Here is a 24,781-nt window from a genome sequence, read left to right as displayed (position 1 = left end):
CGTTTTTCGTGGAAACACAAAGGAGATATTTTGACCACACCGTCCAATCCGAATCCATACGATCCTGCTGGCAATACGCCACAAACTGGTGGATCTGCAACACCACACGATATGAATTATGGGGCAGCGAATACTGGCGCGGACTATGGGGCCGGAAACTACAATTCAGGAGCTTATGGTGCTGGCGATGCGACGGCATACGCTTTTCCTGACACAGATAACACGCTGGTAACTGCAAAGAATGGTCTTGCACTTGCAGGCTTAATCGTGTCGCTCGTTGCTTTACTATTTCTTGTTTCAGTCCTAGGTACAGTGTTTGCTTGGATTCCGGGCATCATTGGTCTCATTCTGTCGATAATCGCTTTAGCAAAAGCGAAAAACTACGTCCCGCCAAATGGGCGTAAAGGAATGGCGATTGCGGGACTCATTGTTTCCATCATCGTCACCCTAATTTCGGGATTCTTAGCTTTCTCTGCTTACCTGGTTTACTCCAAGTCGATGGAAGCATGCTCACAATACTCGAATGATCCAGACGCATTTTCCCAGTGTGTTGCTGAATTTATGGCCGAGCAAACTGGCGTAGATATCCAAACAGTTCCTGCCAACTAACCTGTCCAACATCGATATGCGGGCAACTTGGTTCCGGTGTCGTTGGTTAGATTATGCCGTTTAAATACCCCTAGTCCTTGGGTTGCAACACATGCTGTGTGTTGTTTTCCAAGGGCTATGTGCGTTTTATAACAGAAAGTGGACCCATCTTATGACACCTTCTGCGTACGATTCTTCACATCAAAGTTCGCAATCGTATAGCAGCACGATTCCGGCCAAGAATAAGCGACTCATCGCTCCAGATTTGGCACGTGGGCTTGTGCTTCTAGGAATAGCGATTGCCAACGCGATAACAACCTTTGCCGTCTTAAAAGTTCCGGCTACTGATTCTGCGATTACCGCCGCAGGAAGCATTGCTAATGATTCAATTGCAGATAAAATTTCTGTGATCTTCGGTACGATGTTCATCCATGTGCGCGGATTACCTATGTTCGCGACCCTGTTGGGCTACGGGATCGGAATGATTTTTGTTCGGGAGTGGCGTAAAGGCGCAACCGCGAAACAAGTGCAAAACACTCTCTTTCGTCGATACAGCATTCTGGTTGCGTTTGGTGCTGTTCATTTGATATTTGTGTTTTGGGGCGACATTATGCTCCTCTATGGATTAATAGCGCTATCGCTGACATTATTGATCAAAGTGTCAGATAGAGCCCTGTTCTTTACCGCAATAGGCTTGTACTGTTTCGGTGCCGTTGTTGCCTTTCTAACGTCATATTTCATTCCTGAGTTATTTTTGGCGCGAAGTGGTTATGGCTCCGGTTATCTGCGTGATCAGTTCTTCCAGGGATTGTTAATTGCAGCCGCGTTACCGATAACATTTTTTGCCTTTATTCCGGTAATTGGACCGGTAGTGATTATTGGGTTCATTGCTGGTCGACGAGAAGTCTTTGTAAATCCTGAGCCATACCAAAAATACATGCGGATAGCGGCTGCAGTGACAGTTCTAGTTATTGTAGGCATGGGAATTCCATGGGGGCTTGCTGAGCTAGGGATTATCCCTAACAGTATCTTTTGGCAAGCGCTTAACCAGGCATTTGGGTTTCTGAGTGGGCCAGGATACCTTGTTTGGTTGTTTTGGCTAGGAAAATGGATCGAAAAGCACAAGTGGCAGGAAACTATTCTGGTTCGTATGGTCACCTCACTCGGGCAGATGTCGATGTCGGGTTACGTCATGCAATCTGTACTATTCACCACTCTCGTAGTGCCTTACGGGCTCGGAATCGGTGCAGGTAAAGGTGCATTTGAAGTGACTCTGATAGCGACTGGTATCTGGGCCATAACTGTTGTATTAGCGTGGATGTGGTCGATGACAGGTAGGCGCGGGCCACTGGAAGCACTTTTCCGGAAAGTTGCCTACTCGTCGGTTCCGACACATTACCGCTCGGTATCCTCGCAACAGCAAGCATTTCCCCAAGCCGGGAATTCCCATCCTATGGTGGGACCGGCACCGAGCGAGGGCGCTCTTCCGATACAACAGCCGCATTCCAACTCTAATAGTTCTCACCATCCGAATGAGAGCTAAATAGCCAGCTGGAATAGCAGTTAAGGTGCTGCGTAATTTCTGCAACAGGGCTTCATACATCTTGATAATCATCATGGATGCAGAAATAAGAACCCGCCTCAGCGTTGTAACAAAAGCGCAAACTGCCTCGTGGTTTCTATGCAGAAGAAACCACGAGGCAGTTTGCGCTTACCTACTAGTCTAGATAGTCACGTAAAACCTGTGATCGGGACGGGTGACGGAGTTTAGACATAGTCTTTGATTCAATCTGGCGAATACGCTCCCGGGTAACACCGTAGACTTGACCGATTTCGTCTAAAGTTCTCGGCATACCGTCGGTGAGACCGAAACGTAGCTTAACAACTCCAGCTTCACGCTCTGACAAGGTGTGAAGAACGTCTTGTAATTGATCTTGAAGCAGCGTGAAGGAAACTGCGTCGACTGCAATCACAGCCTCGGAATCTTCAATGAAGTCACCCAGTTGAGAGTCGCCTTCATCGCCGATGGTTTGGTCTAGGGAAATCGGCTCACGGGCGTACTGCTGAATCTCAAGTACTTTCTCCTCAGAAATGTCCATTTCTTTGGCAAGTTCCTGTGGGGTTGGTTCGCGTCCAAGATCCTGTAACAGCTCTCGTTGAATACGGCCTAACTTGTTGATGACTTCGACCATATGAACCGGAATGCGGATCGTACGTGCTTGGTCAGCCATAGCGCGAGTAATTGCCTGCCTGATCCACCAGGTAGCATAAGTAGAGAACTTATAGCCCTTGGTGTAGTCGAATTTTTCGACAGCACGGATCAGACCCAGATTTCCTTCCTGGATCAGATCAAGAAAAGCCATGCCACGACCTGTGTAGCGCTTCGCCAACGAGACGACCAAGCGCAGGTTTGCCTCTAACAGGTGATTTTTAGCTTTTCGGCCATCACGCGCGATAGCGCGCAGGTCGCGTTTGACCGCTGGAGTTAACTTTGCGTCCTTATCGCCGTTGTTATACGCCTCCTCCATCTGTTCCATACGATAGGTCGCATAAAGACCTGCTTCGATGCGTTTAGCCAACGACACTTCTTGCTCCGCATTAAGCAACGCTACTTTGCCGATTTGCTTTAGATAGGCTCTCACAGAATCGGCAGAAGCAGTGAGTTCTGCATCCTTACGAGCCTGGCGTAACGCTGCTGATTCGTCCTCGTCCCAGACTGAGGAGCCATCCTCATCTTCTTCCTCGTCTTCGCGGTCTTCGTTGTCATCGTCTAGATCATCATCGACGTCTGAATCCAACTCGTCATCATCTTCAAAATCATCGATTTCGGAATCGCTGTAGACATCGTCGCCAAGATCTTGGTCAGAATCAAAATCTGAGTCAGTGTTGGATTCAATCGAGAGATCTTCTTCTTCAATCAAATCAGTTGCAGAATCCGATGGTGCTTCCTGTTTTTTCGTGGAAGCCTTCTTCACCTTTGCTGTGCCGGTACTTTTAGCTGTGGTCTTTTTCGCGGTGGCTTTTTTCGCGGTTTTCTTGGTGGACTTTTTTGCAGCTTTCTTGGCAGTTTTCTTCACTGGTTTCGATTCAGAAGAGGAGCTGGAAGTAGCTGCAGTGGCTTTTTTAGCCGTTTTCGTGGTCGCATCTGATGCTGTAGGTTCGGCGGGATTTTCTAGGTTTGCCGAAACTGGCTCAGCGACTCGAGGTGTCGCTTTGCGGGCAGTTTTCCGCGCGGATTTTTTAGCAACTTTTTTAGGAGTGCTGGTCACGGATGCTCCTTCGTCGGAGGTGCCTCCAATGCGTGCGGTTGCGGAAGTTTCTGAATGATCAGTGGCTGCCACGAACGCCCTTTCGCTTGGATGGATGAACAAAATTGGTGAGCAACAAACCTCTCACTGGGACACATGAAAAGGTGGTGTCTTTCCGCCCGGTTTCTCAAACCGATATGGACTGGTAATCGAATGTTTTCGAAACAGGGGGATGAGAAAGTGTTTCCTCGCCTTGGACAAAGTGCCATTATAAAACATTTGCTAGAAAAATGTCGTGTTATGCCGTCGAAATATAAATTTAATAGCGACTGTGTGCTACTGCATGTCCGATCATTTTTGTGATAAGCAAAACTTCTACGGGGTTAAGTGCTTTTCGACGGCTAATGCGGCCCCCACAATTCCAGCGCGGTTACGTAGTTGGGCAGCCACAACTGGAGTTTCGCAAGTGAGGTGAGGAATCCACTTGTGGGATTTGCGAGAAATACCGCCTCCAGCGATAAATAGTTTGGGATTGAAAAGTCTCTCAAATTCTTTCAAGACTTTGTCTACTCTGCCTGCCCACTGCTTGTATCCGATTTCATCGCGATCTTTTGCCCGAGACGAAGCAAAATCTTCCGCCTCCGCGCCGTCAATGATGAGGTGGCCAAGCTCGGTGTTGGGAAAGAGAGTCCCATCAACTAATAAGGCGGAGCCAATGCCGGTGCCAAACGTTAAAAGAATGACTGCGCCATTGGATGCGGCTGGGTCACCGAAATGAACCTCAGCTAGCCCTGCGGCATCTGCATCGTTAAGTACACTGACATCGTGGTCCGCGAGGTGCTGGTGGAAAAGATCCGCAACATTGACCCCAATCCAACTCGGATCAATATTTGCGGCTGAGAGGGCGGTTTGGTCCTTGATGACGCTCGGAAGAGTGATTCCCACGGGGCCGCTCCAATCGGCCTCGTGGAGTATTTGGGCACAAGTCTCAGCGACGGCCTGCGGGGTTGCTGGTTTTGGGGTGAGAATCTTTATCCGATCGCCAATGAATTCTCCGGTTTCGAGGTCCACCCGGGCACCCTTGATTCCAGAGCCGCCAACATCAATTCCAAATCCGATTTTTGCCATGTGATTAGTGTACTTAAAACTATGGGAAATTACGTTTTCGGGATCGTCGAAAAGCTGGTTGGTGCTAATGTGACCACAGCGACAAAATAAAGACAATATTTTCAGTTTTTATTTCCAGCCAAGGAGTAACCTTACAGACGTGTCCAGGTATCCATGGCAGCTTTCGAAAATCTCTATCGACGCACACGGTGAATCCACCCCAATCCGATGCGCATCGTTTGACTACGACTTTACTCCGATATTTTCGCGGGTTAAGGCGGAGGGTACCCACGGCCACGGCTGTCACGAATTGATTTCCGTTATGTTCGAAGCGTTGATTAAAGCTGCCTCCACAATTGTTCAGGAACGCACAAAGGTGGAAGAACGGGGGGCACTAGCCGATGTCACGAGTACGAAAAGTAGTGCAGAAGATCCAGTGACCATCGTAGATATGGCGGCAGAAAAGGCTGTAGCGGCTACCTTAAAAAAGTTACGGCCTCAGGATGGGCTTATTGGGGAGGAAGGAAGCAATCTTTTAGGAACAAGTTCGGCCACCTGGATCGTTGACCCCATTGATGGCACCGTAAACTTTATCTACGGACACCCGCAATACGCCGTATCGCTGGCATGCGTTGTCGCGGGAAAGATTGTCGTCGGTGGGGTATTAAATGTGGCTACAGGACAACTATGGTGTGCTGTTTCTGGCGTGGGTGCATGGACCGTATGGCCTAGTTCTGTTGGTGGTCAGGCGCGACTACTAGGGTGTTCTGGTGCTAGGCAATTGGAGTTGGCTTTGGTCGCGACTGGGTTTTCTTATTCCTCACACTGGCGCGAACAACAAGCTGAGTTCTTAAGCACGGTTTTACCTCAAGTACGCGATATTCGGAGGCGGGGAAGTGCAGCATTAGATTTGTGCGCAGTTGCTGAGGGTTTGGTTGATGCCTATTACGAACACGGAATTAACGCGTGGGATTTTGCTGCCGGTGCTCTCATTGCGTCGGAAGCTGGGGCGGTCGTTTCGACGCCACAGTTAACAACACCAGGAAGCGACGGTGAAATCGTGTGGGCTGCCGCTCCGGGAATTGGTGACCAATTCAGTTCGCTGATTTCTGCATTGCCGGTTGCGTTAGCTACAAAATTGTAGGCTAAACGAGAGCCATTCAAGCAAAATCATGCTCATCCGTCCCGGTTTATTTTAGTTCGATTTGGCATTGCGTGACTTATGAAAAGATCGATCGATATTCGTAGGATTGTGTTAATGATTGTGAATGCAGAACTTTTGCTGAAGCTTCATGATGGTGTGAACAATTAGTTGGAAAAATTACCCCCGATTAGATTTGCCGAAAGCAGATTTTTGTATTTCAAATAATGCCGTCATTAATGCATGTTTATCTGCGGATATGCCTTAAAAATGTGGCACTAAGTTTTCTACTTTTTCTTAATTTAGTTAGGGGTAATGTTCCGACACGCCAATGTGAAAAAAGCAAATGTGTGACAACACGTGTATTTCACGTGTATAACTATCGCCAATAGCTGACAATCACTTGAATCCACAAAGGAATCATGATGGTGCTTCGCGGGGAGTTGATTCGCAGATGATTAAGCGTTTTGACTAGTCACGATTCACGATCACCTTTGGTTATACCTAGAAAGCAGAAGTCACATGGCAACCGACTACGACGCGCCACGGCGCCGCGCAGAGGACGACATTGAAACCGATTCCCTTGAAGGGCTCAAGGCTGCGGAAAATGTATCTAGTGGCATCGACGATGACGGCGAAATTGTAGAGCCATTCGATTTGCCAAGTGTTGATTTGACCGGTGAAGAACTCAATGTCACGGTCATTCCACGTCGGTCGAATGAGTTTACCTGCTCCAGTTGCTACCTGGTGCAAAACAATAGCCGGATCGACCACACTGAAGAAGATGGGTCAATCATCTGCAAGGATTGTGCCTAATTCTCACAGCTAATCTCGTATATTGAAAACCGCGTGTTGCGCACAAATCTTGTTAAGTGTTCATGCTCAACACGCGGTTTCGTTTTACTTGAGATTTTTTGTTGCTGCTGCCGCCTGATCCGGGAGGAAAGCCGCGAGCAGTTGTTCAGGGGCTTTTGTCGCAATGAGCCAGTATGGTGTGGGATCTTCGGGATCATCAAGCACCAACATAACCATTTCTGGTACCCAACCGTGCGAAACAACAAAAGCCGCAGGATCTAACTGCCGCCCCATAGCGTTTCGCTTTGCGGTAGCAGGCACTGCTAAAGAGCGAGAAACTACAGAATCAGGTAGATTTGCCTGGCCGGTGACCAACCATCGGGTACCGTCGGGGTCTTGTTCAACACGTATAGTCGTATGGGACATGTAAAACAATACCCAAACAGCGAGTAGGCTCAGCACAACCGCAGGAATATAAAGCCACATGACCGATCGGTTCCAGCTAAGCTGCGCGGAAATCAAAGCCACAATTAAGGTTGCTAGAAGCCACCAATACCACGGCACCCATTGCCGTTCCGAATACAAAATTTGTGGTTGATTTGCCGGTAGCTTTTCCTTATTTTCACTCACAAGACATAAGTCTACTTCACATATTTTTGGGAGCTATCCTCACACCGAACACGATTGCAGATTCACACCATTAGACGCGGCAACACCAGTACAAGGTTGCTGCGTCGGTAGCCTTGGGCATTGGCATGACAAAATTGGCGCAAAGTCGATATGGATCATGATCCTGTGGAATTTTCATGACCAATAAAACCCTGTTACTGCCCGATCTTCTTAGACCAGTTAACTTTTCCCTTAAATACGAAGTTCAAACATCGAACGGATGTATCAGTTCTGAATGCACGGATAAATATTTGTCATTCAGCTCTCGCTTCACGGCAGGTGCCTGCAGCGCTAGAATCTGACGGCCAAACCACAATTTTAGAGTTTAACTACCCGATGTAGCTTGACCAGGGATCAATTGCTTAGTTGTAATAGCGCGGTACGAGGATTTCTCTCATAGGTAGGGGTAAACCTTAGCGGTAATGAGGATTCCGGAAGATGCAGAGCGACTCAAAATCTGAGGCTTAGAGGAAAATGCAGTAGCGTTGAGGACGTCGGCATCCTTATATTTGTGTCCGAGAAGCGAGCCGAATCCAAAAAGGAGAAGAAAGTTTTGAAGATAGGTGCAGAAACGCCAGATAATACTGCGCGGGTAATTCAGCCTCACGAATCGGTAACCACGGTGCAACTTCGGCGGTTAGATCCAGAACTGCCGATTCCAACCCGTGCTCATCGAGGCGACGCCGGAGTCGATTTGTATTCTGCAGTATCAGTCACTATTGACCCTGGCGAACGTACACTAGTTCCTACGGGGATTGCGATAGCTCTACCGCTAGGGACTGTGGGACTTATTCACCCACGCTCAGGTCGAGCTTTAAAAGAAGGACTCAGCATCGTCAACACGCCCGGTACAATTGACGCCGACTATCGGGGAGAACTAAAGATCTGTCTGATCAATCTAGATCCGCTTATACCGATTGAGATCGAACGTGGTGAGCGAATCGCTCAACTAGTAGTACAAAAGGTTGAACTTTTTGACTTTGAAGAGGTCGAGGAATTATCCGAGACGGTCCGTGGGGCCGGCGGTCACGGATCGACTGGGTTGCATTGATCTGCCGACTTACAACGAGCGCCAAAACATCACAGTGACACGTAGCGATTGCCATGCTGGTACCAATCAGCTGCTATCCTTTTGTTGTTGTTTCGTTACAAAAATTGCCATCGCAAAAATGATGCGGACTATATCGCAGGCATCTTGATCGTCTGAAGGCACAGATTGGTAAAACGAAAGGGAAATAGACATGGCACTATGGCCGTTTTCCAAGAAAAAAGACAAAGATAAAACAGTAGTAGAAAAAGAGGAAGTAACCACTCAACCACAAACTGATGATGCTGTTGAATCTATTAGTGACAGTGGTACGGGAGCCGACTTAATTACCGACGACAGCGCTTCGCTAGAACCCGAAATTGACGTGGCAACGGAGCAATCAGAATCAGATGAGTTCTCCGACTCGGAACCTGATCCAATTCACGACGCGATCGGCGGAGATCGCGGCCCATTTGATGGGGACACCGTTTCCATAGAAGATTTTGATTTTTCTGACTTCAGCAATGGGGTATTAAACCTTGGTTCCATGTTGATCCCGCTGCCGCATGGTTCCGAAGTGCAGGTAGAGATGGGACCAGAAGGTCCGACTATGCTCCACGTGCTCACCGAGTACGGGCGCTGTACTCCAGTGGCATTTGCTGCTCCCCGCACAGCAGGGCAGTGGCGTGAGACTGTAAAAGAGCTAACAGAAGGAATGCGTAACGATGGGTTGGAAGTGCGCATCGAATACGGTCCGTGGGGGCGCGAGATCGTCGGCTCGGCTCCTGGGGCTGGTGGGGTAGTCCGAATCATCGGTGTTGATGGGCCGCGATGGATGTTGCGAATGACCCTGGCTGCCCCAGTCGAACACGCCGATCAGATGGCGGAACTTGGGCGCGAGATCACAGCGCGCACCTTCGTTTTGCGTGGACAAGAACCAATTTTGGCGGGTTCATCGCTACCTGTAGCCCTTCCAGGGCCACTTGCAGAACAAGTACAGAAAGAAATGATCCGGCGGCAACAAGAAGCAAATACCCAATCGGAGAGCTAATCCGATTCGGCCGAAGAACCGTCACTGTCGTTGTAAAACTAAGAAAGTTACATGAGCGCAAAGTTGCTAAATAGGGATGCGAAGCTGCATGTTGGCGATGAAATAACCATAGAAATCACTCGTGCGGCACACGGCGGTGAAGGAATTGGGGTCGCAACCGGCATTGTTATTTTTGTCCCGGGTACATTTATCGGGGATATTCTCCAATGCGAAATAACCCAGGTGAAGAAGAAATTCGCGCGAGCGATGGCCAAGGAAGTCGTGACTCCGTCACCGTTGCGGGTGGATAGCAGATGCCCAGCAGCAGCGCACGGGGCTGGTTGTTGCGATTTCGCAACTATCGACCCCGAGGCGGAGGACGAATACAAGGCTGCGATTGTGCGCGACCAACTCACCCGGCTCGCCAGTGGGGTGAAAATTCCACCGGTTGGCATAACGAAACTGGGATTGACCACAAAGTGGCGCACTCGGATGCGGCTCGGCGTGGATAAGGATGGGAACGCAGGTAGCCGCAAACTACGTTCCAATACTGTAATCGTTGATGAACCCTGTTCACAGGCTGTCCCCGGTTTGCTCGATGGTGTTGTCGGACCAGGAGCTCGGAAATTTAGTCCGGGAGCTGAGGTTATTGTCGTGCTTGACGACGAATCAGACCGCCACATCGTGGAGGTCCGCCGTGCAGCTAGGGGACGAAGAAGCGAGAAGATAACCAGGAACATTGAGGGGTCTGGCGAAGTGGTACAGACGGTTGGAACCACGAAATTCCGACTTCCCGCTACCGCTTTTTGGCAAGCACACACTAAAGCCATACCCGCTTATAGTGAAATCATTAGTTCCGCGCTTTCCTCTATGTGTCCACCTGCTGGAATCGCATGGGACCTCTATGGTGGGGTAGGAGCTTTCGTTCCTGCCATTCAGACCGCCTTTGGCCCATTGGCCGAAATTCATTCGGTCGAAGTTTCTCCATATGCTGCCCGTGTCGGGCGGCAAACATTCGATTCCAACGTTCATTTTCACACGGCAGCAGTCGAAAAAATCGTCGAAAAGCTACCAACACCATCCGCAGTGGTGCTTGACCCGCCCCGAAGCGGCGCGACGGCTACAGCGATCACCGCAATTGCGAAAGCTAAGCCTTACTGTGTTGTCCATATTGGATGTGACCCCGCAACTTTTGCGCGGGATATAAAAATATGGGATGCGGAAGGTTACAGTGTAAAAACGATTACAATGCTCAATGCGTTTCCAGCGACCCACCATTGCGAAACAATTGCCGTCCTTGCCCCATAAACAACTAAAGATGGATCTAGATTTTTCTTAGTACAGGGCAACAACAGAGTAAGATGGTTACAACACTTGCATTTGGCGCATCCGCCTAAGCATATGAAAGTCTGACCACCATTTATTTGCATCGAGAAGGGTGTACTTCTAAAACTGCTTATGGGCATTCTCTCAACTATCTCAACCCCCGCAGATCTCAAAGCCTTGCCGTTTGACATGCTAGAACAGCTAGCACAAGAGGTGCGGGATTTCTTGGTGGAAAAAGTCTCCGCTACTGGCGGTCATCTTGGCCCGAACCTTGGCGTCGTTGAGTTGACGATCGCAATCCATCGCATCTTTGACTCGCCACGCGACCCGATAATTTTCGACACTAGCCACCAATCGTATGTCCATAAAATTTTCACTGGACGTGCACAGCAGTTCGATACCTTGCGCCAAAAAGGTGGGCTAAGTGGTTACACCTGTCGCTCCGAAAGCGAACACGATTGGACGGAATCATCGCACGCCTCGGCTGCTTTGAGCTATGCTGATGGACTTGCGAAAGCTTTCGAGATCAACGGCGAATCAGACCGTACCGTAGTGGCGGTTGTCGGTGACGGCGCATTGACTGGTGGAATGTGCTGGGAGGCGCTCAATAACATCGCAGCCTCAAAAAACCGGAAAGTTGTGGTAGTTGTCAACGACAATGGACGCAGTTACTCGCCAACCATTGGTGGTTTAGCCGAAAACCTTGCAAACTTGCGGATGCGAACCAGCTACGACAAAGTCATGGAGCATGGTAAAACGACGCTGAAATCCTTGGGATGGGTTGGCGAACGAACCTTCGAGGCGCTGCATGCCTTCAAAGAAGGAGTGAAATCGACTGTTATTCCAACCGAAATGTTTTCGGATCTTGGAATTAAGTACATTGGCCCAGTCAACGGACACCACCAGCGTGCTCTGGACTCTGCTATGTCCTACGCACGAGACTTTGACGGTCCCATAATCGTTCATGTAGTGACTGAAAAAGGTCGCGGCTACGCACCCGCCGAAAACGACACTGAGGAGTTAATGCACTCCACGGGGCAAATTAACCCAGAAACTGGGTTGCCGCTTAAGTTATCGAATCCTGATTGGACTAGCGTTTTTAGCCGTGAGTTGGTTAAAGCAGGCCGTAATCGTGACGACATCGTCGCCATTACCGCAGCGATGGCGGGTCCTACCGGATTGTCGGAATTTCAAAAACACTTTCCGCACCGATTCTTTGATGTTGGCATCGCGGAGCAGCATGCGCTGACTTCCGCGGCTGGTCTGGCATTGGGCGGATTGCACCCAGTCGTTGCAGTTTACGCAACTTTTCTCAATCGGGCATTTGATCAATTGCTCATGGATGTGGCCTTACTTGGACAACCGGTTACTGTTGTTCTTGATCGTGCGGGAGTGACTGGCTCCGATGGCGCCAGCCACAACGGCGTATGGGATTTCGCCATAACCAGCGTTATCCCCGGAATCAAGGTGGCAGCTCCACGGGATGCGGATCGTCTGGCTTCGCTTTTCCACGAGGCTATTTCCATAACCGGTCCAACAGTCGTTCGATTCCCCAAAGGGGAGCTTCCGCCAACCATTCCGGCTATCGACACCCTTTCCGATGGCGTCGAGATTTTGCATTACACTGACTCACCACTTGGTGAATCAGCACCAGCAGTTCTAGTTGTTGCCATTGGTGCCATGAGCCAGCAAGGGCTAGCGGTTGCGCGTGCTCTTGAAATTGACGGCTTAAGCGTTACAGTTGTTGACCCACGGTGGGTTGTTCCAGTAGCACCAAGTATTGTAGCCTTAGCTGCCGAACATGATCTCGTTGTCACCATTGAAGATGGTGTGATCCATGGTGGCATCGGGGCGTTGATTTCTGAAGCACTTTCTTCTTCAATCGTTGACACTCCCGTTCGTCACCTAGCTTTTCCGGAGATCTTCCCGCTACACGCGTCACGCAGCGAGCTTCTTGCAGAAGTTGGATTGGATGAAGCTGGTTGTATTTCAGCAGTGCGTGAATGGGTTGACCAGTTGTTTCCATCTGAGCCATCAGAGTAAGTGTTCTGACAGGACACTTTGACACAATTCTCGTTGCCAGGGGCGTACCTGAAGTCGATCTAATGCTGATTCAAGGTCGACCTCGGTGGTTATCATGGATTCTTGGTGTTGCCACCAGACGACTTGCTTCAATGCGGCTGGCTGAAGAATATTTTCGATTGGGATATTTACCTCTTGTGCAACCTGCTGGAGATCTTCACGAATCCTGCGCAGTGTGGTGTGTGCCTCTGGATACTGATGTGCCCAATATTGTGAAGCAACCATCGTCCCAGTATCGTTGGGGTCTTTTGCAGATTGAGGCCAAGATTCTCGTGGCGATTTTAGCGTTTGACGAACAACGTTCACCCATCGGTGGGCATGGCGGTGAAATCTTCGGGGTACCGCTGGAATTCCACGGAAGCGTTCAACTGAATGGGGCCCTACTTGTGCAATACCAACCAACGCCTTGTCCGGAAGAACTATGTGCCGGGCAATATCACTTTTTTGAGCAATCTGTTCTCGGTGTGCCCACAACGCCCGAGCGATCGCTAACTGTTTTGGGGTTTTCAACGCTGCTAGCCCTTTAAGATCCTGCCATTTAGGGGTTGCTGACGTGGCAATAGCGTAGGTCGATACTATGTGGTCAAATTCTTGTTGTGCCCACCCTAGTTTTCCTTCTTGGCGCAGGCTTTCATGTTGTGCATCGGCTAGTTCGAACAATAATTCCACATCAAGAGCTGCGTATGTCAGCCATGCCTCAGGCAATGGGCGAGTCGACCAATCTTGAAAACCATGCTCTTTTTTCAGCTCGTAACCGAGAAAACGAGAAACCATTGACGCTAAGTTGACTCGTTCAAAGCCCAGCAGCCGTCCAGCCATTTCCGTATCAAACAAGCTTCCGGGAAAAATGTGAAGGTCGGCCAAACACTGGAGATCGGATACCGCTGCGTGCATAACCCAGTCATTATTATTGACCACTGGTGCGCATTGTGAGATGACTGCTTGTGAATTGCCTTCGGGGTCGATTAAGCGAGTACCGCAACCTGCGCGTCGGATTTGAATAAGAAAAGCCCTATCATCGTAGCGATAACCCGATGCTCGCTCTGTGTCTACAGCAAAACGTCCACTTCCGGCTGCGAGATCCCCAGCGGCTGTTTGGATCTCGGCTGCTGTGCTTGCAACAGATGGTGTGCCGTCTCGTGGTGAGAGCAGTGGTGAAGGCATTAACGCCTCGCTAACTAATTGCTGTAATTCCTTCAGGGGGTAATCCCGCGACATTCGCGAGAACTTTGGAAAACGCGACAACGTGTGCCGCCAGTTCGTTATTGCTGGCAGTCCAGGAAGCACGCATTTCCAACTGATAGGCGCTAGGCGGCCCGCCAATATCGCCGAAACGAACTGATGTTGTTGATGTCACTGTTCCCCCAAGGTTGGTGAAATCGGCACCGCCGTCGTTTAATCCTTCGTTGAGCCATTGCCAGGCAACTTCTGGAAGCAGCGGATCCGATGCAACAGCATGTTCCATGTCTGCCTGAATGTATGCGACTAGACGCATGGAACCTTCCCAGGCGTCATCAGCCTGTGGGTCATGTAGAAGGATGAGGCGTCCGAAAGCGTCACCTTCTGCTTCGTTGTCCCCCAAAGTTGAAGACTCGGAACGGGTGACTTCCAAACCGATAGCGTGACTAAACGGTGCTAGCCGCTGCGGCGGCCGGATTGTGCCCAACGTAATTTCGTCTCGAAGTTTAGCTTCATGCATTGAATCAACTGCACGGCAAAAATCCGCAGGCGCTGATTCGGAGGCAGGTGTTGTCGATACCGGAGTGGGGGATACAGGGGTGTCAGTCACAAACGCAAAATTAGCGAAATATAGATAGCTGGCGGCGACGCCACGCCGAACGGTACGTCACAATGACGTAACATGGCGCGTCAGTAAACCTTAAAAAATTGTCTTAGAATTTGCGGCTGTGCTGCTCTAAAAGGCGCACACTAACAGGTGGCTGCTTTCAAGGGCGTTGCGGCGTTGGTGTGCGCGTGATCTTTTTGTAGGGGTAGTATGGGGGTAGTCCGTCGGGATTTAACATATGCAACTTATGGTGGATATCATTGTTTCCGTGGCTAGCAACGCGTCGGATGTTTTGGTACAGAGAAAAACGCACAATTAATGCATCCGATCAACAGGTGGGCCTAGAAATTGCGACCAGAAAACCGCGCAGGATGGTCGGGAGTGGCAGGTATTTCCGACGAAAACATGATGTAGACCTGCAAGAAAGGACTTGGCTGATAATGGCTGAGAAACTCAACTTCGAAGCTCTCAACAACATGCAACAATACGCTCAATGGGTGGTGTTTCGGGCAATTCCAGGGGCGTTGGGAACGGAACGCGATGAGGTAACAAAGCAGGCGACTGAGTTCTTCCGCAAGGTTGAAGAATCTGGTGCTGTCACACTCCGAGGAATTTATGACCTCACCGGCTGTCGTGCAGACGCGGATTTTATGGTTTGGTGGCATGCTGAAGAGTTTTCTTCCCTTCAGGATGTGCTGAGTGCTTTTCGACGAGACACCGTTCTTGGCCAGCTAGTGGAAATCGCATGGATCGGAAATGGTTTGCACAGGCCTAGCGAGTTCAATAAGTCGCATTTACCGAGCTTTATTATGGGCGAGGCTCCGGGTGACTGGATAACCGTGTATCCGTTCGTACGCTCCTATGATTGGTATGTCATGGACCCAGCGGAGCGGCGCCGAATTCTTGCGGAACACGGCATGGCAGCGCGTGATTATCCAGATGTTCGCGCAAACACGGTGCCTGCTTTCGCGCTTGGAGATTATGAATGGTTGTTAGCATTCGAGGCGCCAGAACTTCATCGGATCGTCGATCTCATGCATGCAATGCGGTACACCGATGCCCGGTTGCACGTTCGGGAAGAAATCCCATTCTTTACTGGGCGGCGGGTTTCTTCTGTAGGTGATCTGGTTCGGGTACTGCCGTAAACCCAAAGATCCTGATATGGGGGTGGGCTCAGCAAAAAAGCTGAGCCCACCCCCATATGCAGCATTTACGGTAAGTGTTGCGGACTTATGAAACTGGCTTTTCTTCCAGTGTTAGGGAGATGGAATTTATGCAATAGCGTAAATCCGTGGGAGTATCGTAACCTTCACCAGCAAATACGTGACCTAAATGGGATTCGCAGGTAGCGCAGATTACTTCCGTGCGGATCATGCCGTGGGAGCGATCTTCGCGCTCTATAACTGCGTCACCTGCCAGTGGTGAGAAAAAGGAAGGCCAGCCGCAATGAGAATCGAATTTTTCAGTTGATCGGAACAGCTCACTACCGCACGCTCGGCAGGAATATACTCCCTCAGTGGTGGTATTCGTATATTCGCCTACATGTGGAGCTTCGGTACCTGCTTGTCGTAACACCCGAAATTCTTCCTCGGTAAGACGCTTGCGCCATTGATCATCTGTAATGAACTTAAAATCAACCATGGCTACATTTTAAACGAGAGATTGTTTATAGCTGAATTGGAGTTTTTGAACGTCGAAAAGCAGCCACTGAAAACGCCGTTACCGTGGCAATAATAATTGCCCAGCCAATTGTTGCCTGGAACGTATTAAACCATCTGCCCCATACAGGCTGGTAAAGCGAAACCCAATCTAAGGGCGAAAGGCATAAAAATGCGCCAATCCATCCAGCTGCAGAATGCATCGGCGATCTACTTTTCAGCACTGTGAATAGCAGGGGAAAAAGCATCATAGAATAGTACATTTGCCCTAACGAGGACAATAAGAATGCGCCGGCTAGCAACACGCCAGATGTAGTGGAGGCCCATACTAATGGGTCACTGTTACGGAGCCGAAGGAGAAAAAATACCGTAGTAATTATCAATGCCGCGAAAAAAGCGAAAGCTAGGCGTTCCACCCAGGGATTTAAACCAAAATATAACGCTAGTCCGGGAAAAGAGCTGTTAGCATAGTCGCGAACTTCACCTAAGTACGGCACTGTCCGTTGTACATAGTCTGAAGCGCCGGGAATAATTGGCCATGCGATGACGTTGAGTATTATAGGCAAGCCGATCGCTGTCGAAATCGTCGGCCAGTGCAACTTTATCAACGGGAGGAATAATAAAGGAGCAAAAACGGGTTTAATTAAGATCATTACTCCTAAAATTAGTCCAGAGATCCATAATTTATTGCGCAACATCGCCCAAATAAATCCGCATAAAGCGCATAATAAGACGCCATTAATATTGGCAAATACCAATGTGTTAATTACGGCTTCAGTACAAAAAGCGATGCCAATAATCGCAGGGAAGACGGCACTTGAAAGTGTGTAGTCGAATAATCTTGTTAATATGGCTAAACCGCCAATAATAAACAAAGCATTTACGATAATAAATCCAAACCGGGCGCTGGAAGCATCGTCAATTGTGCCGAGTGGGGCTAGAAGTAATGTTGCGCCTGGGTTATACAGATAATGCGGGTCAACGAAACTATAGTTTTCGCTATACACTGGTTGGTTAGTTAAAAATCGTCGTAATGCTTGATAGACGGTTGTAAAATCATCGGTATTGCTACCATTTACCGCGAGAATGACCACACGGTGTAGCACTAAAAAAATAGCTACGGGCCACAAAGCTAACTTCGCAATAGAATTCGTGCGCGTAGCCCTATCACAATCAGACTCATCGGCAGACCCCGTTTGATCGTGCTGTGTGTCGGATTGCTGTGGCTGGGGAATAGGTTCTGCCCAGACCGAATGAAGCTTGGTCAAAGAAAATGAGTTCACACTTCTAGGTTATCTGGCTCAAACTCAATAGGGGAATGGCCGGTATGGATTCAGTGTTTCTGCGCCCTGAGTTCAGCGTGATGGGCAATGTTGTTGTCTGTTTCAGATACGAGGGTTGGTTGAGGGTGACTGGTTGTCATCAAAGTGCTTTGAGTTTGGGAAGCAGTATCGAAGGAAAACGAAGCCGTCATTGCTAACACCACATTGGTTTAATTGGAGTTTTAATTCCGACTGGGAATCGGTTGCTGGCAGTGTGAATAGTGGTTTTTCGGTGGCGGAAATACGTGGATCGATGCTGATATTTAGTGAGTTGATCAACCCGGAAGTAAAAAACTGTGAATATAAATAAGGCCCACCTTCAAGACTGAAATACCTAAAACCGAGTGCATGTAGTTCGGAAATAATGGCTTGGGGTTTTAAGCCTTTGACCGTGATGACTTTTGCCCCAGTAGCGGAAATCCGCGCTAGTGCTTCTGGAGCTGCAACCGTTGGGTCTGTCACGATGATCGGCTGCTTTAAGGCATCGGTGAATAATCTGGATTCAGGGTCTAACTCTGCGTGAGTGGTAATTACTGCTATCGGTGGAATGTCCGCTTGTCCACGCTGCCTGCGCTCAATTTGCTCGGTTTTTGAGAGTGTGACCCCACCATAGTTTTCCGAACGGGCCGTTTCTGCCCCAACGATTATGCAGTCGGCGAGTGCGCGTGATGCGTGTAATAATGCACTATCGACGTCGTTACCAAGAGCCTGGCTGGAACCATTAACAGTCGCTTGTCCATTAAGTGTTGAAACCGCAATGGCGTGAACAGAAACCTGTTTGCTTGTTTTCGATGGGGGAGCCGGAAGAAGGCATGCGACGTTTTGTGTGGTCAACGCCATTGGAAAAATGTGGGGATTGGGGGTGTGGTCAAATGCCATAAGTTAAAGTTCGGTTTTTGTATTCTTTGATGTAAAAAACCGCAACTACCTAAACGAAGTTGCGGTTGTGGTGGTCCTAGCTGGGATCGAACCAGCGACCTTTCCGGTGTGAACGGAACGCTCTTCCACTGAGCCATAGGACCTTAAAAGTGCGTATAAGGATCAGAATTTGCGGGCTTCTGGACTTCCGATAGACAAAATTAGCACGGCTATTCGTGGAATCCTAATTTTCGATGTTCTCTGATGTGCCGCTATGTTGCGTGTTTTTAGGCTTAAATTACATTGCTGTGGTTTATGCGACAGTTTACCCTTACGTTATGGACGTATTTTCCGGTGAGGTTACGTGCAGATTTGTGTTTCCTGGGTGGAAGCGGCTAATGTTTTTTCCGCACCAAAAAAGAGTGCATGCGGATGTAGCGCAGTTGGTAGCGCATCACCTTGCCAAGGTGAGGGTCGCGAGTTCGAGTCTCGTCATCCGCTCCACATTCATTTATGAATGTTTGTTGCGCGTTTAGCTCAGCGGGAGAGCGCTTCCCTGACACGGAAGAGGTCACTGGTTCAATCCCAGTATCGCGCACACGAGCGTTGTGCAGCTTGAAAAAATGCACAGATGCGGATGTAGCGCAGTTGGTAGCGCATCACCTTGCCAAGGTGAGGGTCGCGAGTTCGAGTCTCGTCATCCGCTCTAGTATCGCTAAGATACTTAATAAAACGGTTTATGCCGTGGTGGAATGGCCGAGTGGTGAGGCAACGGTCTGCAAAACCGTGCACACGGGTTCGATTCCCGTTTCCACCTCAAAAACTAAGCGCGTTTAGCTCAGCGGGAGAGCGCTTCCCTGACACGGAAGAGGTCACTGGTTCAATCCCAGTATCGCGCACACGAGCGTTGTGCAGCTTGAAAAAATGCACAGATGCGGATGTAGCGCAGTTGGTAGCGCATCACCTTGCCAAGGTGAGGGTCGCGAGTTCGAGTCTCGTCATCCGCTCTCAACAACAATGTCGCCCTTCATGATTCTGAAGGGCGACATTATTTTTATTTGTGAATCTGCGGGAACTTTCTGCAATGAATCTCCGACTACTGTGTAGCACACGAACCGTCACCTAAACCAAGGTTCGTAATGTGCTGCTGTAAGGAAAGGACGCAATGATACTGGCTAACCGTCGCATAACACTACCTAGGCGTCTCCGATGCGCCCACATGATAATCGCTGTGGTCTTAGCCTTGTGGGGTGGGGGAGCAATAGCTCCCTTTATTCCTAGCAATATTGCTTCTGCTCATGATGTGGTTGTAGGGGGAGCGCCTAGAGATGGTGAGGTTCTTACGGAAGCGCCAAGCAAAATTGTGTTGGAATTCTCCGGCGAGCCAAAATCGGGTTTTAATACGCTCGCTGTTACCGACAGTACCGGCCGCGTGCTATTTAGAGGTGAACCGACTGTGAACGGGCGTAATGTCACACTTGATGTACCAGGGGATATCGAGTTTTCATCTGGCGAGTACACAATCGGTTTTCAAATAACTTCTTCTGATGGTCACTCAACTCGTGGAAAAACAACCTTTTCTATCGTGCGATCAGGTGAGATGCCATCAGTTTCAGAAAACCATTCACCACCAAATCCCTCAAGTTCAGGTGATTCTCAATCGGCGGTTGAGAACTCTAATGCATGGATTACACTAGGTATCGGGGTTGGTATTGTTTTCCTACTTTCATCTTTTGTAATTATCGTCCTCCGAAACAAAAAGCATAGTAGCCGTTAGCCGCTGCTATCGATTATTGTTCAATGTTCCTCAACTAGTGGTGGCAATGATGTCACCACAGAGAAAGTGATTCTCGTTATGTTAAATTTTCGACAGATCCGAACCGTTGCCCTTTGCGCAGTCGCGGCCTCCGCGTTAATTCTTTCCGGTTGCACTACTTCCGAAAAGGACTCAGCAAACAAGGTTGATACTGCCACCTCGGTGATGGCAACAGCTGCTTCCAGCGCAGTTAAAGACGCTGGTGACAAAATGAGCAAAGAAGACATTAGCTTTGATGACGCCTTTGTTCGTGCCATGGAATCTGACGCAAAGATGACTGCCGTTTTCGGGAAAATAACCAACAATACTGATAATGAGATCACTATCGTTGGTTTTGAGACCGACATTGATGCTGGTTCTTTCGAGCTGCATGAAGTGGTGGACGGGAAAATGCAAGAAAAGCAGGGTGGATTCGTAATTCCAGCTGGTAAGTCTCATGTACTTGAGCCTGGACATGATCATTTCATGGTTATGGATGTTTCTAAGCCGGTAGCAGCTGGTGAAACTGTCAATCTCAGTGTGGAATTAAGTGATGGTTCCATGGTTGACTTCAAGGACATTCCAGTTCGTACGGTTGCCGCGGGCGATGAGGAATACTCTAGTGATCACTCCGATCACGGGGATCATGATCACAGCGAACACAAGCATTAGATATCAACGATGATAGGAGGCTTTCGTGACAGCACAACCTCATGTTTTGCATTCATGCGGGCCTTCTAGGTTACGCAGCTGCAACCAACAGGGTAACCAACAAGTCAAGTTTGTCTACCATCAAAACGTAGGAAAGGTATTGATTCTTCATGGCTGGCGCCATTCCACCTGACCCCAAAGATTCGCAAAAATTTCTGTCGCGCCGTAGTTTCCTCATCGGTGCAACTGTCACGACCTCAGCTACTGCGTTAACAGCTTGTGGCAGTGAGCGTTCGGGGGAAAGCGGTTTAGCTGAAGTTAACGTTGAAGAAGGTGGAGCGTTTTTAGCCAAGCAGGTTGTGCCTTTCGATGGGAAGCATCAAGCAGGTGTGGCCACTCCGGGTCAGGCTTTACTCAATATGGTGGCCTTTAATCTTAGGGCTGGCACTGATCTAGTGGCCGTACGTCGATTGATGACATTGTGGACGGAAGACGCTCGCAGGTTAACCCGTGGGCAAAACCCTGTTGGTAGTCTCGAACCAGAGCTTGCGGAATCCGCTGCTAATTTGACTATTACCTGTGGATTTGGTCCTCGGTTTTTCGACATCATTGACAAAAAAGATGCTCGCCCTGATTGGTTGCGTCCGCTTCCGGAATTTAGCAGTGACAAGTTGGAAGATCAATGGGGTCAGTCTGACATAGCTTTGCAAATCTGTTGTGACGACCCAGTGACCTTGGCGTTTGCTACCCGGCATATGATTCGTTCCGGCGCCGCTTATGTAGAAACCCTGTGGCTACAACAGGGATTTCTCAACGCCGTGGGTGCAACGGAAAAAGGAGCAACTCCTCGTAACCTGTTCGGTCAGAAAGATGGAACCGTAAACCCCGCATCGGACTCCGAATATGAAGATTACGTCTGGATTAACGGCGATTCGGATTCGCCACAATGGCTTGTTGGCGGTACAGCGATGGTGGTCCGTCGCATTAACATGAATCTTGATGATTGGGAAAAACTCGACCGGACATCACGTGAAGTAGCGATGGGGCGGTTCCTCGACTCGGGGGCGCCACTTTCTGGGACCGACGAATTTGAACCAGCGGATTTTGACGCTACCGACGAAGTCGGGCTGCCGATTATTGACCCTCGGTCTCATATGGCCTTAGCTGCACCGCCACTGGATATACCTAATCAGCGGATTCGTCGCCGGGCTTACAATTTCAGTCAGCCGCCAGTTCCTGGTTCCGAACAAACCTCGAACACCGGATTGGTATTCGTGTGTTTTCAGCAGAACCCGTTACAACAGTTTGTTCCCATTCAGCAGCGGTTAAATGACAGCGATCGCATGAATGAATGGATAACACACATCGGTTCGGCTGTGTATGCGGTTCCCCCTGGAACAGCAGACGGTGGTGAGGACGGCGACAGGTTCTGGGGTGCAGCACTTCTACAATCTTAAGGTTGCGAGGTAAGATTAAAAGCCAGCGGTTTGACCAATACTGGTGTAACCGTTATTAAAGTACCTGCCTTGGTGCATGTTTCAGGGCAGGTAATTTCGTTGCATCTCGCGTCCAGGTCTGACGCGTGGATGCCTGAGCGCAGTAAGGAGCGCAGTGAACTTATGGCACAGCTGACTGATGCCGCAATTAATCCTCATTCCCCATTTTCGGTGGCTGCTGGTACACCGGTAGGGGCTGCGATGCGGGAATTAGAGCTACCAAACACCGGCCCAACGGCAATTGTTTGTGTTAAAGATTCCGAGGGTAATCTCCGCGACTTGTCTTTTGTCCCGGATGAAACCGTCATGGTTACTCCAATTCCTGCTAATACAGAGGAAGGGCGCGGCGTTATTCGGCATTCGGCCACACACGTGCTTGCTCAGGCAGTACAGCTTGAATTCCCCGGGACCAAACTAGGAATTGGTCCGGCGATTGAAAATGGCTTCTATTACGACTTTGACGTGGCGGAACCGTTTACTCCTGAAGATCTTCAGCGCATTGAAAAGCGAATGAAGAAGATCATCAAATCTGGGCAAAAATTCGAACGGCGAGTGTATGAAAGCACCGAGGCTGCTAGTGCTGCCTTGAAAGATGAACCTTACAAGTTAGAGCTCATAGCAGATAAGGGATCGGTCGATCCTGATTCTGATGAGGCTACAGAAGTCGGAGTGGGCGAACTCACCGGATATTACAATCTGAATCCGCGAACGGGCGACGTCGAATGGTACGATCTGTGCCGGGGACCGCATGTTCCAACGACGAAATATATCCCAGCGTTTACCCTGACCCGATCATCTGCTGCCTACTGGCGGGGCGACCAGGCTAATGCTGGTTTGCAACGGATCTACGGCACGGCTTGGGAATCTAAAGAAGCGCTAGCCGAATACGAACATAAACTCGCTGAAGCTGAAAAGCGAGATCACCGGCGGTTAGGTGCGGAGTTGGATCTATTTAGCTTCCCTGATGAGATCGGTTCCGGTTTTCCAGTGTTCCACCCAAACGGTGGCATTGTTCGATTGGAAATGGAAGAACATTCCCGTCGGCGGCATATTGCTGCCGGGTATTCTTTCGTCAATACCCCACATTTAACAAAGGGAGAGCTCTTCGAAAAATCCGGGCACCTGGATTTTTATGCTGATGGTATGTTCCCACCGATGCAATTGGATGGTGAATATGACGAAGATGGCACCGTAGTTAAGCCGCCGCAGGACTACTATGCAAAGCCAATGAACTGCCCGATGCACAACCTCATCTTCGCCTCACGCGGGCGTTCGTATCGCGAACTGCCGTTGCGGCTGTTTGAATTCGGGACGGTCTACCGTTACGAAAAATCGGGTGTTATCCACGGGCTCACTCGTGCGCGTGGTTTTACCCAGGATGATGCCCATATTTACTGTACCGAGGACCAACTGGAAGCCGAACTGACCACGGTATTGGATTTCATTATCTCGTTGCTTCGTGATTACGGCCTTGATGATTTCTACCTGGAACTATCCACCAAGGACCCTAACAAGTTCGTCGGTTCCGATGAAATCTGGGAGAAATCCACCGAGATTCTCCAGCGAGTTGCTGATGCCTCAGGCTTGAGTCTGGTTCCGGATCCGGGTGGTGCTGCTTTCTACGGTCCGAAGATTTCAGTACAAGCGCGTGACGCCATCGGCCGCACCTGGCAAATGTCGACCGTGCAACTGGATTTCAATCTGCCAGAGCGTTTCAATTTGGAATACACAGCTCCAGATGGAACGAAGAAACGTCCGATCATGATTCACCGCGCGTTGTTCGGCTCTATTGAACGTTTCTTTGGCGTACTGCTAGAACACTACGCTGGTGCATTCCCCGCTTGGTTGGCACCGCACCAGGTGATTGGTATCCCGGTAGCTGACAGTTTCACCCCTCACTTGGAGGAGGTTATGACCCAGCTGCGCGCTCGTGGTATTCGCGCCAGTGTTGATACTTCTGATGACCGGATGCAAAAGAAGATCCGAAACCACACCCAAGCCAAGGTGCCGTTCATGCTGTTGGCCGGAGCACGGGATGTGGAATCAGACGCGGTAAGTTTCCGGTTCTTGGACGGAACCCAAGTAAACGGGGTGCCTGTGTCGGAAGCGGTCGACCTGATCGAAACGTGGATTCGCAAGCAACGCAACGAACAACCAACCGCAGATGCTTTTTCCAACCGAGGCAGGATAACCCCCAATTAG

General features: G+C 49.5%; 21 protein-coding genes and 7 tRNA genes. 19 read left to right on the top strand and 9 right to left on the bottom strand.

Annotation, left to right across the window (positions count from 1 at the left end):
* Nucleotides 1-30 precede the first annotated feature (30 nt).
* Together CMUST_RS08770 and CMUST_RS08765 are read left to right on the top strand one after the other, a co-directional pair.
* Nucleotides 31-609, top strand: a complete 579-nt coding sequence (locus tag CMUST_RS08770; RefSeq protein ID WP_047262201.1) for a hypothetical protein — start codon at nt 31-33, stop codon at nt 607-609.
* Nucleotides 610-760: 151 nt separating this feature from the next.
* The gene (locus CMUST_RS08765) at nt 761-2,131 is read left to right on the top strand and encodes a DUF418 domain-containing protein (protein ID WP_083987493.1); all 1,371 of its coding nucleotides are present in this window, start codon (nt 761-763) and stop codon (nt 2,129-2,131) included.
* 175 nt (nt 2,132-2,306) lie between these two features.
* Here the strand turns inward: CMUST_RS08765 and CMUST_RS08760 are convergent, their stop codons facing one another.
* A complete protein-coding gene (locus CMUST_RS08760) occupies nt 2,307-3,929 on the bottom strand; it encodes an RNA polymerase sigma factor (RefSeq protein ID WP_047262200.1) in 1,623 nt (540 codons plus the stop codon).
* A gap of 282 nt (nt 3,930-4,211) precedes the next feature.
* Complete coding sequence (gene ppgK, locus CMUST_RS08755) at nt 4,212-4,964, bottom strand: polyphosphate--glucose phosphotransferase (RefSeq protein ID WP_047262199.1); 753 nt, start codon at nt 4,962-4,964, stop codon at nt 4,212-4,214.
* A 139-nt stretch (nt 4,965-5,103) separates the two neighbouring features.
* Here ppgK and CMUST_RS08750 point away from each other — a divergent pair, with 139 nt between their 5' ends.
* The gene (locus CMUST_RS08750; protein ID WP_236690096.1) at nt 5,104-6,087 is read left to right on the top strand and encodes an inositol monophosphatase family protein; all 984 of its coding nucleotides are present in this window, start codon (nt 5,104-5,106) and stop codon (nt 6,085-6,087) included.
* Nucleotides 6,088-6,606: 519 nt separating this feature from the next.
* Nucleotides 6,607-6,900 (top strand): DUF4193 domain-containing protein, encoded by a 294-nt coding sequence (locus CMUST_RS08745; protein WP_047262198.1) that lies wholly within the window; start codon nt 6,607-6,609, stop codon nt 6,898-6,900.
* An 84-nt stretch (nt 6,901-6,984) separates the two neighbouring features.
* On the opposite strand, the gene CMUST_RS08740 is transcribed toward CMUST_RS08745, so the two are convergent.
* Nucleotides 6,985-7,509 (bottom strand): DUF3093 domain-containing protein, encoded by a 525-nt coding sequence (locus CMUST_RS08740; RefSeq protein WP_047262197.1) that lies wholly within the window; start codon nt 7,507-7,509, stop codon nt 6,985-6,987.
* A 634-nt stretch (nt 7,510-8,143) separates the two neighbouring features.
* Between CMUST_RS08740 and dut the strand changes: the two genes are divergently transcribed.
* The 4 genes from dut (at nt 8,144) to dxs (ending at nt 12,974) form a co-directional block, all read left to right on the top strand.
* Nucleotides 8,144-8,599: a dUTP diphosphatase gene (dut, locus tag CMUST_RS08735; RefSeq protein ID WP_047263506.1), complete on the top strand. Its 456-nt coding sequence runs from the start codon at nt 8,144-8,146 to the stop codon at nt 8,597-8,599.
* A gap of 190 nt (nt 8,600-8,789) precedes the next feature.
* A complete protein-coding gene (locus CMUST_RS08730) occupies nt 8,790-9,626 on the top strand; it encodes a DUF3710 domain-containing protein (RefSeq protein WP_047262196.1) in 837 nt (278 codons plus the stop codon).
* Between the two features lie 51 nt (nt 9,627-9,677).
* Nucleotides 9,678-10,913 (top strand): class I SAM-dependent RNA methyltransferase, encoded by a 1,236-nt coding sequence (locus tag CMUST_RS08725; protein WP_047262195.1) that lies wholly within the window; start codon nt 9,678-9,680, stop codon nt 10,911-10,913.
* A gap of 150 nt (nt 10,914-11,063) precedes the next feature.
* Nucleotides 11,064-12,974: a 1-deoxy-D-xylulose-5-phosphate synthase gene (gene dxs, locus CMUST_RS08720; RefSeq protein ID WP_047262194.1), complete on the top strand. Its 1,911-nt coding sequence runs from the start codon at nt 11,064-11,066 to the stop codon at nt 12,972-12,974.
* Here the strand turns inward: dxs and CMUST_RS08715 are convergent.
* Nucleotides 12,966-14,231 (bottom strand): HRDC domain-containing protein, encoded by a 1,266-nt coding sequence (locus CMUST_RS08715; RefSeq protein ID WP_083987491.1) that lies wholly within the window; start codon nt 14,229-14,231, stop codon nt 12,966-12,968. The two genes, dxs and CMUST_RS08715, sit on opposite strands and share 9 nt — an antisense overlap.
* Entirely contained in the window at nt 14,188-14,802 is a 615-nt protein-coding gene (locus CMUST_RS08710) for a DUF3000 domain-containing protein (RefSeq protein ID WP_047262192.1), read from the bottom strand. Before CMUST_RS08710 ends, CMUST_RS08715 begins: the two co-directional genes overlap by 44 nt.
* A gap of 437 nt (nt 14,803-15,239) precedes the next feature.
* Between CMUST_RS08710 and hemQ the strand changes: the two genes are divergently transcribed.
* Entirely contained in the window at nt 15,240-15,944 is a 705-nt protein-coding gene (hemQ, locus tag CMUST_RS08705) for a hydrogen peroxide-dependent heme synthase (protein ID WP_047262191.1), read from the top strand.
* Nucleotides 15,945-16,029: 85 nt separating this feature from the next.
* Here the strand turns inward: hemQ and msrB are convergent, their stop codons facing one another.
* The 4 genes from msrB to CMUST_RS08685 all read right to left on the bottom strand — a co-directional run bounded on the left by msrB (nt 16,030) and on the right by CMUST_RS08685 (nt 18,801).
* Entirely contained in the window at nt 16,030-16,440 is a 411-nt protein-coding gene (msrB, locus tag CMUST_RS08700; protein WP_047262190.1) for a peptide-methionine (R)-S-oxide reductase MsrB, read from the bottom strand.
* 25 nt (nt 16,441-16,465) lie between these two features.
* The gene (locus CMUST_RS08695) at nt 16,466-17,740 is read right to left on the bottom strand and encodes a glycosyltransferase family 87 protein (RefSeq protein ID WP_236690095.1); all 1,275 of its coding nucleotides are present in this window, start codon (nt 17,738-17,740) and stop codon (nt 16,466-16,468) included.
* A 102-nt stretch (nt 17,741-17,842) separates the two neighbouring features.
* The gene (locus CMUST_RS08690; RefSeq protein WP_158408212.1) at nt 17,843-18,619 is read right to left on the bottom strand and encodes a pyrimidine reductase family protein; all 777 of its coding nucleotides are present in this window, start codon (nt 18,617-18,619) and stop codon (nt 17,843-17,845) included.
* Between the two features lie 107 nt (nt 18,620-18,726).
* Nucleotides 18,727-18,801 (bottom strand) — tRNA-Val (locus CMUST_RS08685).
* A gap of 264 nt (nt 18,802-19,065) precedes the next feature.
* Between CMUST_RS08685 and CMUST_RS08680 the strand changes: the two genes are divergently transcribed.
* The 10 genes from CMUST_RS08680 (at nt 19,066) to thrS (ending at nt 24,781) form a co-directional block, all read left to right on the top strand.
* Nucleotides 19,066-19,141: transfer RNA gene (locus CMUST_RS08680), tRNA-Gly, on the top strand.
* Between the two features lie 22 nt (nt 19,142-19,163).
* Nucleotides 19,164-19,235: transfer RNA gene (locus tag CMUST_RS08675), tRNA-Val, on the top strand.
* 35 nt (nt 19,236-19,270) lie between these two features.
* Nucleotides 19,271-19,343 (top strand) — tRNA-Gly (locus CMUST_RS08670).
* A 40-nt stretch (nt 19,344-19,383) separates the two neighbouring features.
* Nucleotides 19,384-19,454: transfer RNA gene (locus CMUST_RS08665), tRNA-Cys, on the top strand.
* Nucleotides 19,455-19,464: 10 nt separating this feature from the next.
* Nucleotides 19,465-19,536, top strand: a tRNA-Val gene (locus CMUST_RS08660).
* 35 nt (nt 19,537-19,571) lie between these two features.
* Nucleotides 19,572-19,644 (top strand) — tRNA-Gly (locus CMUST_RS08655).
* A gap of 212 nt (nt 19,645-19,856) precedes the next feature.
* Entirely contained in the window at nt 19,857-20,414 is a 558-nt protein-coding gene (locus tag CMUST_RS08650; protein ID WP_047262189.1) for a copper resistance CopC family protein, read from the top strand.
* A gap of 78 nt (nt 20,415-20,492) precedes the next feature.
* Nucleotides 20,493-21,104 (top strand): copper chaperone PCu(A)C, encoded by a 612-nt coding sequence (locus tag CMUST_RS08645; protein WP_047262188.1) that lies wholly within the window; start codon nt 20,493-20,495, stop codon nt 21,102-21,104.
* A 149-nt stretch (nt 21,105-21,253) separates the two neighbouring features.
* Complete coding sequence (locus tag CMUST_RS08640; RefSeq protein ID WP_047262187.1) at nt 21,254-22,540, top strand: Dyp-type peroxidase; 1,287 nt, start codon at nt 21,254-21,256, stop codon at nt 22,538-22,540.
* Between the two features lie 162 nt (nt 22,541-22,702).
* Nucleotides 22,703-24,781: a threonine--tRNA ligase gene (gene thrS, locus CMUST_RS08635; protein WP_047262186.1), complete on the top strand. Its 2,079-nt coding sequence runs from the start codon at nt 22,703-22,705 to the stop codon at nt 24,779-24,781.

It is taken from the genome of Corynebacterium mustelae (genome assembly GCF_001020985.1).
GTDB classification, from domain to species: Bacteria; Actinomycetota; Actinomycetes; order Mycobacteriales; family Mycobacteriaceae; genus Corynebacterium; species Corynebacterium mustelae.
The sequence above is the reverse complement of the archived record's forward strand: the minus strand, read 5'-3'. Positions and strand labels throughout refer to the sequence as shown.

What these genes read in the sequence shown, in the direction of transcription:
- ppgK (WP_047262199.1), bottom strand. Translation starts at nt 4,964, where the DNA reads ATGGCAAAAATCGGATTTGGAATTGATGTTGGCGGCTCTGGAATCAAG.
- thrS (WP_047262186.1), top strand. Translation starts at nt 22,703, where the DNA reads ATGGCACAGCTGACTGATGCCGCAATTAATCCTCATTCCCCATTTTCG.
- hemQ (WP_047262191.1), top strand. Translation starts at nt 15,240, where the DNA reads ATGGCTGAGAAACTCAACTTCGAAGCTCTCAACAACATGCAACAATAC.
- dxs (WP_047262194.1), top strand. Translation starts at nt 11,064, where the DNA reads ATGGGCATTCTCTCAACTATCTCAACCCCCGCAGATCTCAAAGCCTTG.
- CMUST_RS08765 (WP_083987493.1), top strand. Translation starts at nt 761, where the DNA reads ATGACACCTTCTGCGTACGATTCTTCACATCAAAGTTCGCAATCGTAT.
- CMUST_RS08715 (WP_083987491.1), bottom strand. Translation starts at nt 14,231, where the DNA reads ATGTCGCGGGATTACCCCCTGAAGGAATTACAGCAATTAGTTAGCGAG.
- CMUST_RS08725 (WP_047262195.1), top strand. Translation starts at nt 9,678, where the DNA reads ATGAGCGCAAAGTTGCTAAATAGGGATGCGAAGCTGCATGTTGGCGAT.
- CMUST_RS08730 (WP_047262196.1), top strand. Translation starts at nt 8,790, where the DNA reads ATGGCACTATGGCCGTTTTCCAAGAAAAAAGACAAAGATAAAACAGTA.
- CMUST_RS08640 (WP_047262187.1), top strand. Translation starts at nt 21,254, where the DNA reads ATGGCTGGCGCCATTCCACCTGACCCCAAAGATTCGCAAAAATTTCTG.
- CMUST_RS08690 (WP_158408212.1), bottom strand. Translation starts at nt 18,619, where the DNA reads ATGGCGTTGACCACACAAAACGTCGCATGCCTTCTTCCGGCTCCCCCA.
- CMUST_RS08645 (WP_047262188.1), top strand. Translation starts at nt 20,493, where the DNA reads ATGTTAAATTTTCGACAGATCCGAACCGTTGCCCTTTGCGCAGTCGCG.
- CMUST_RS08745 (WP_047262198.1), top strand. Translation starts at nt 6,607, where the DNA reads ATGGCAACCGACTACGACGCGCCACGGCGCCGCGCAGAGGACGACATT.
- msrB (WP_047262190.1), bottom strand. Translation starts at nt 16,440, where the DNA reads ATGGTTGATTTTAAGTTCATTACAGATGATCAATGGCGCAAGCGTCTT.
- CMUST_RS08650 (WP_047262189.1), top strand. Translation starts at nt 19,857, where the DNA reads ATGATAATCGCTGTGGTCTTAGCCTTGTGGGGTGGGGGAGCAATAGCT.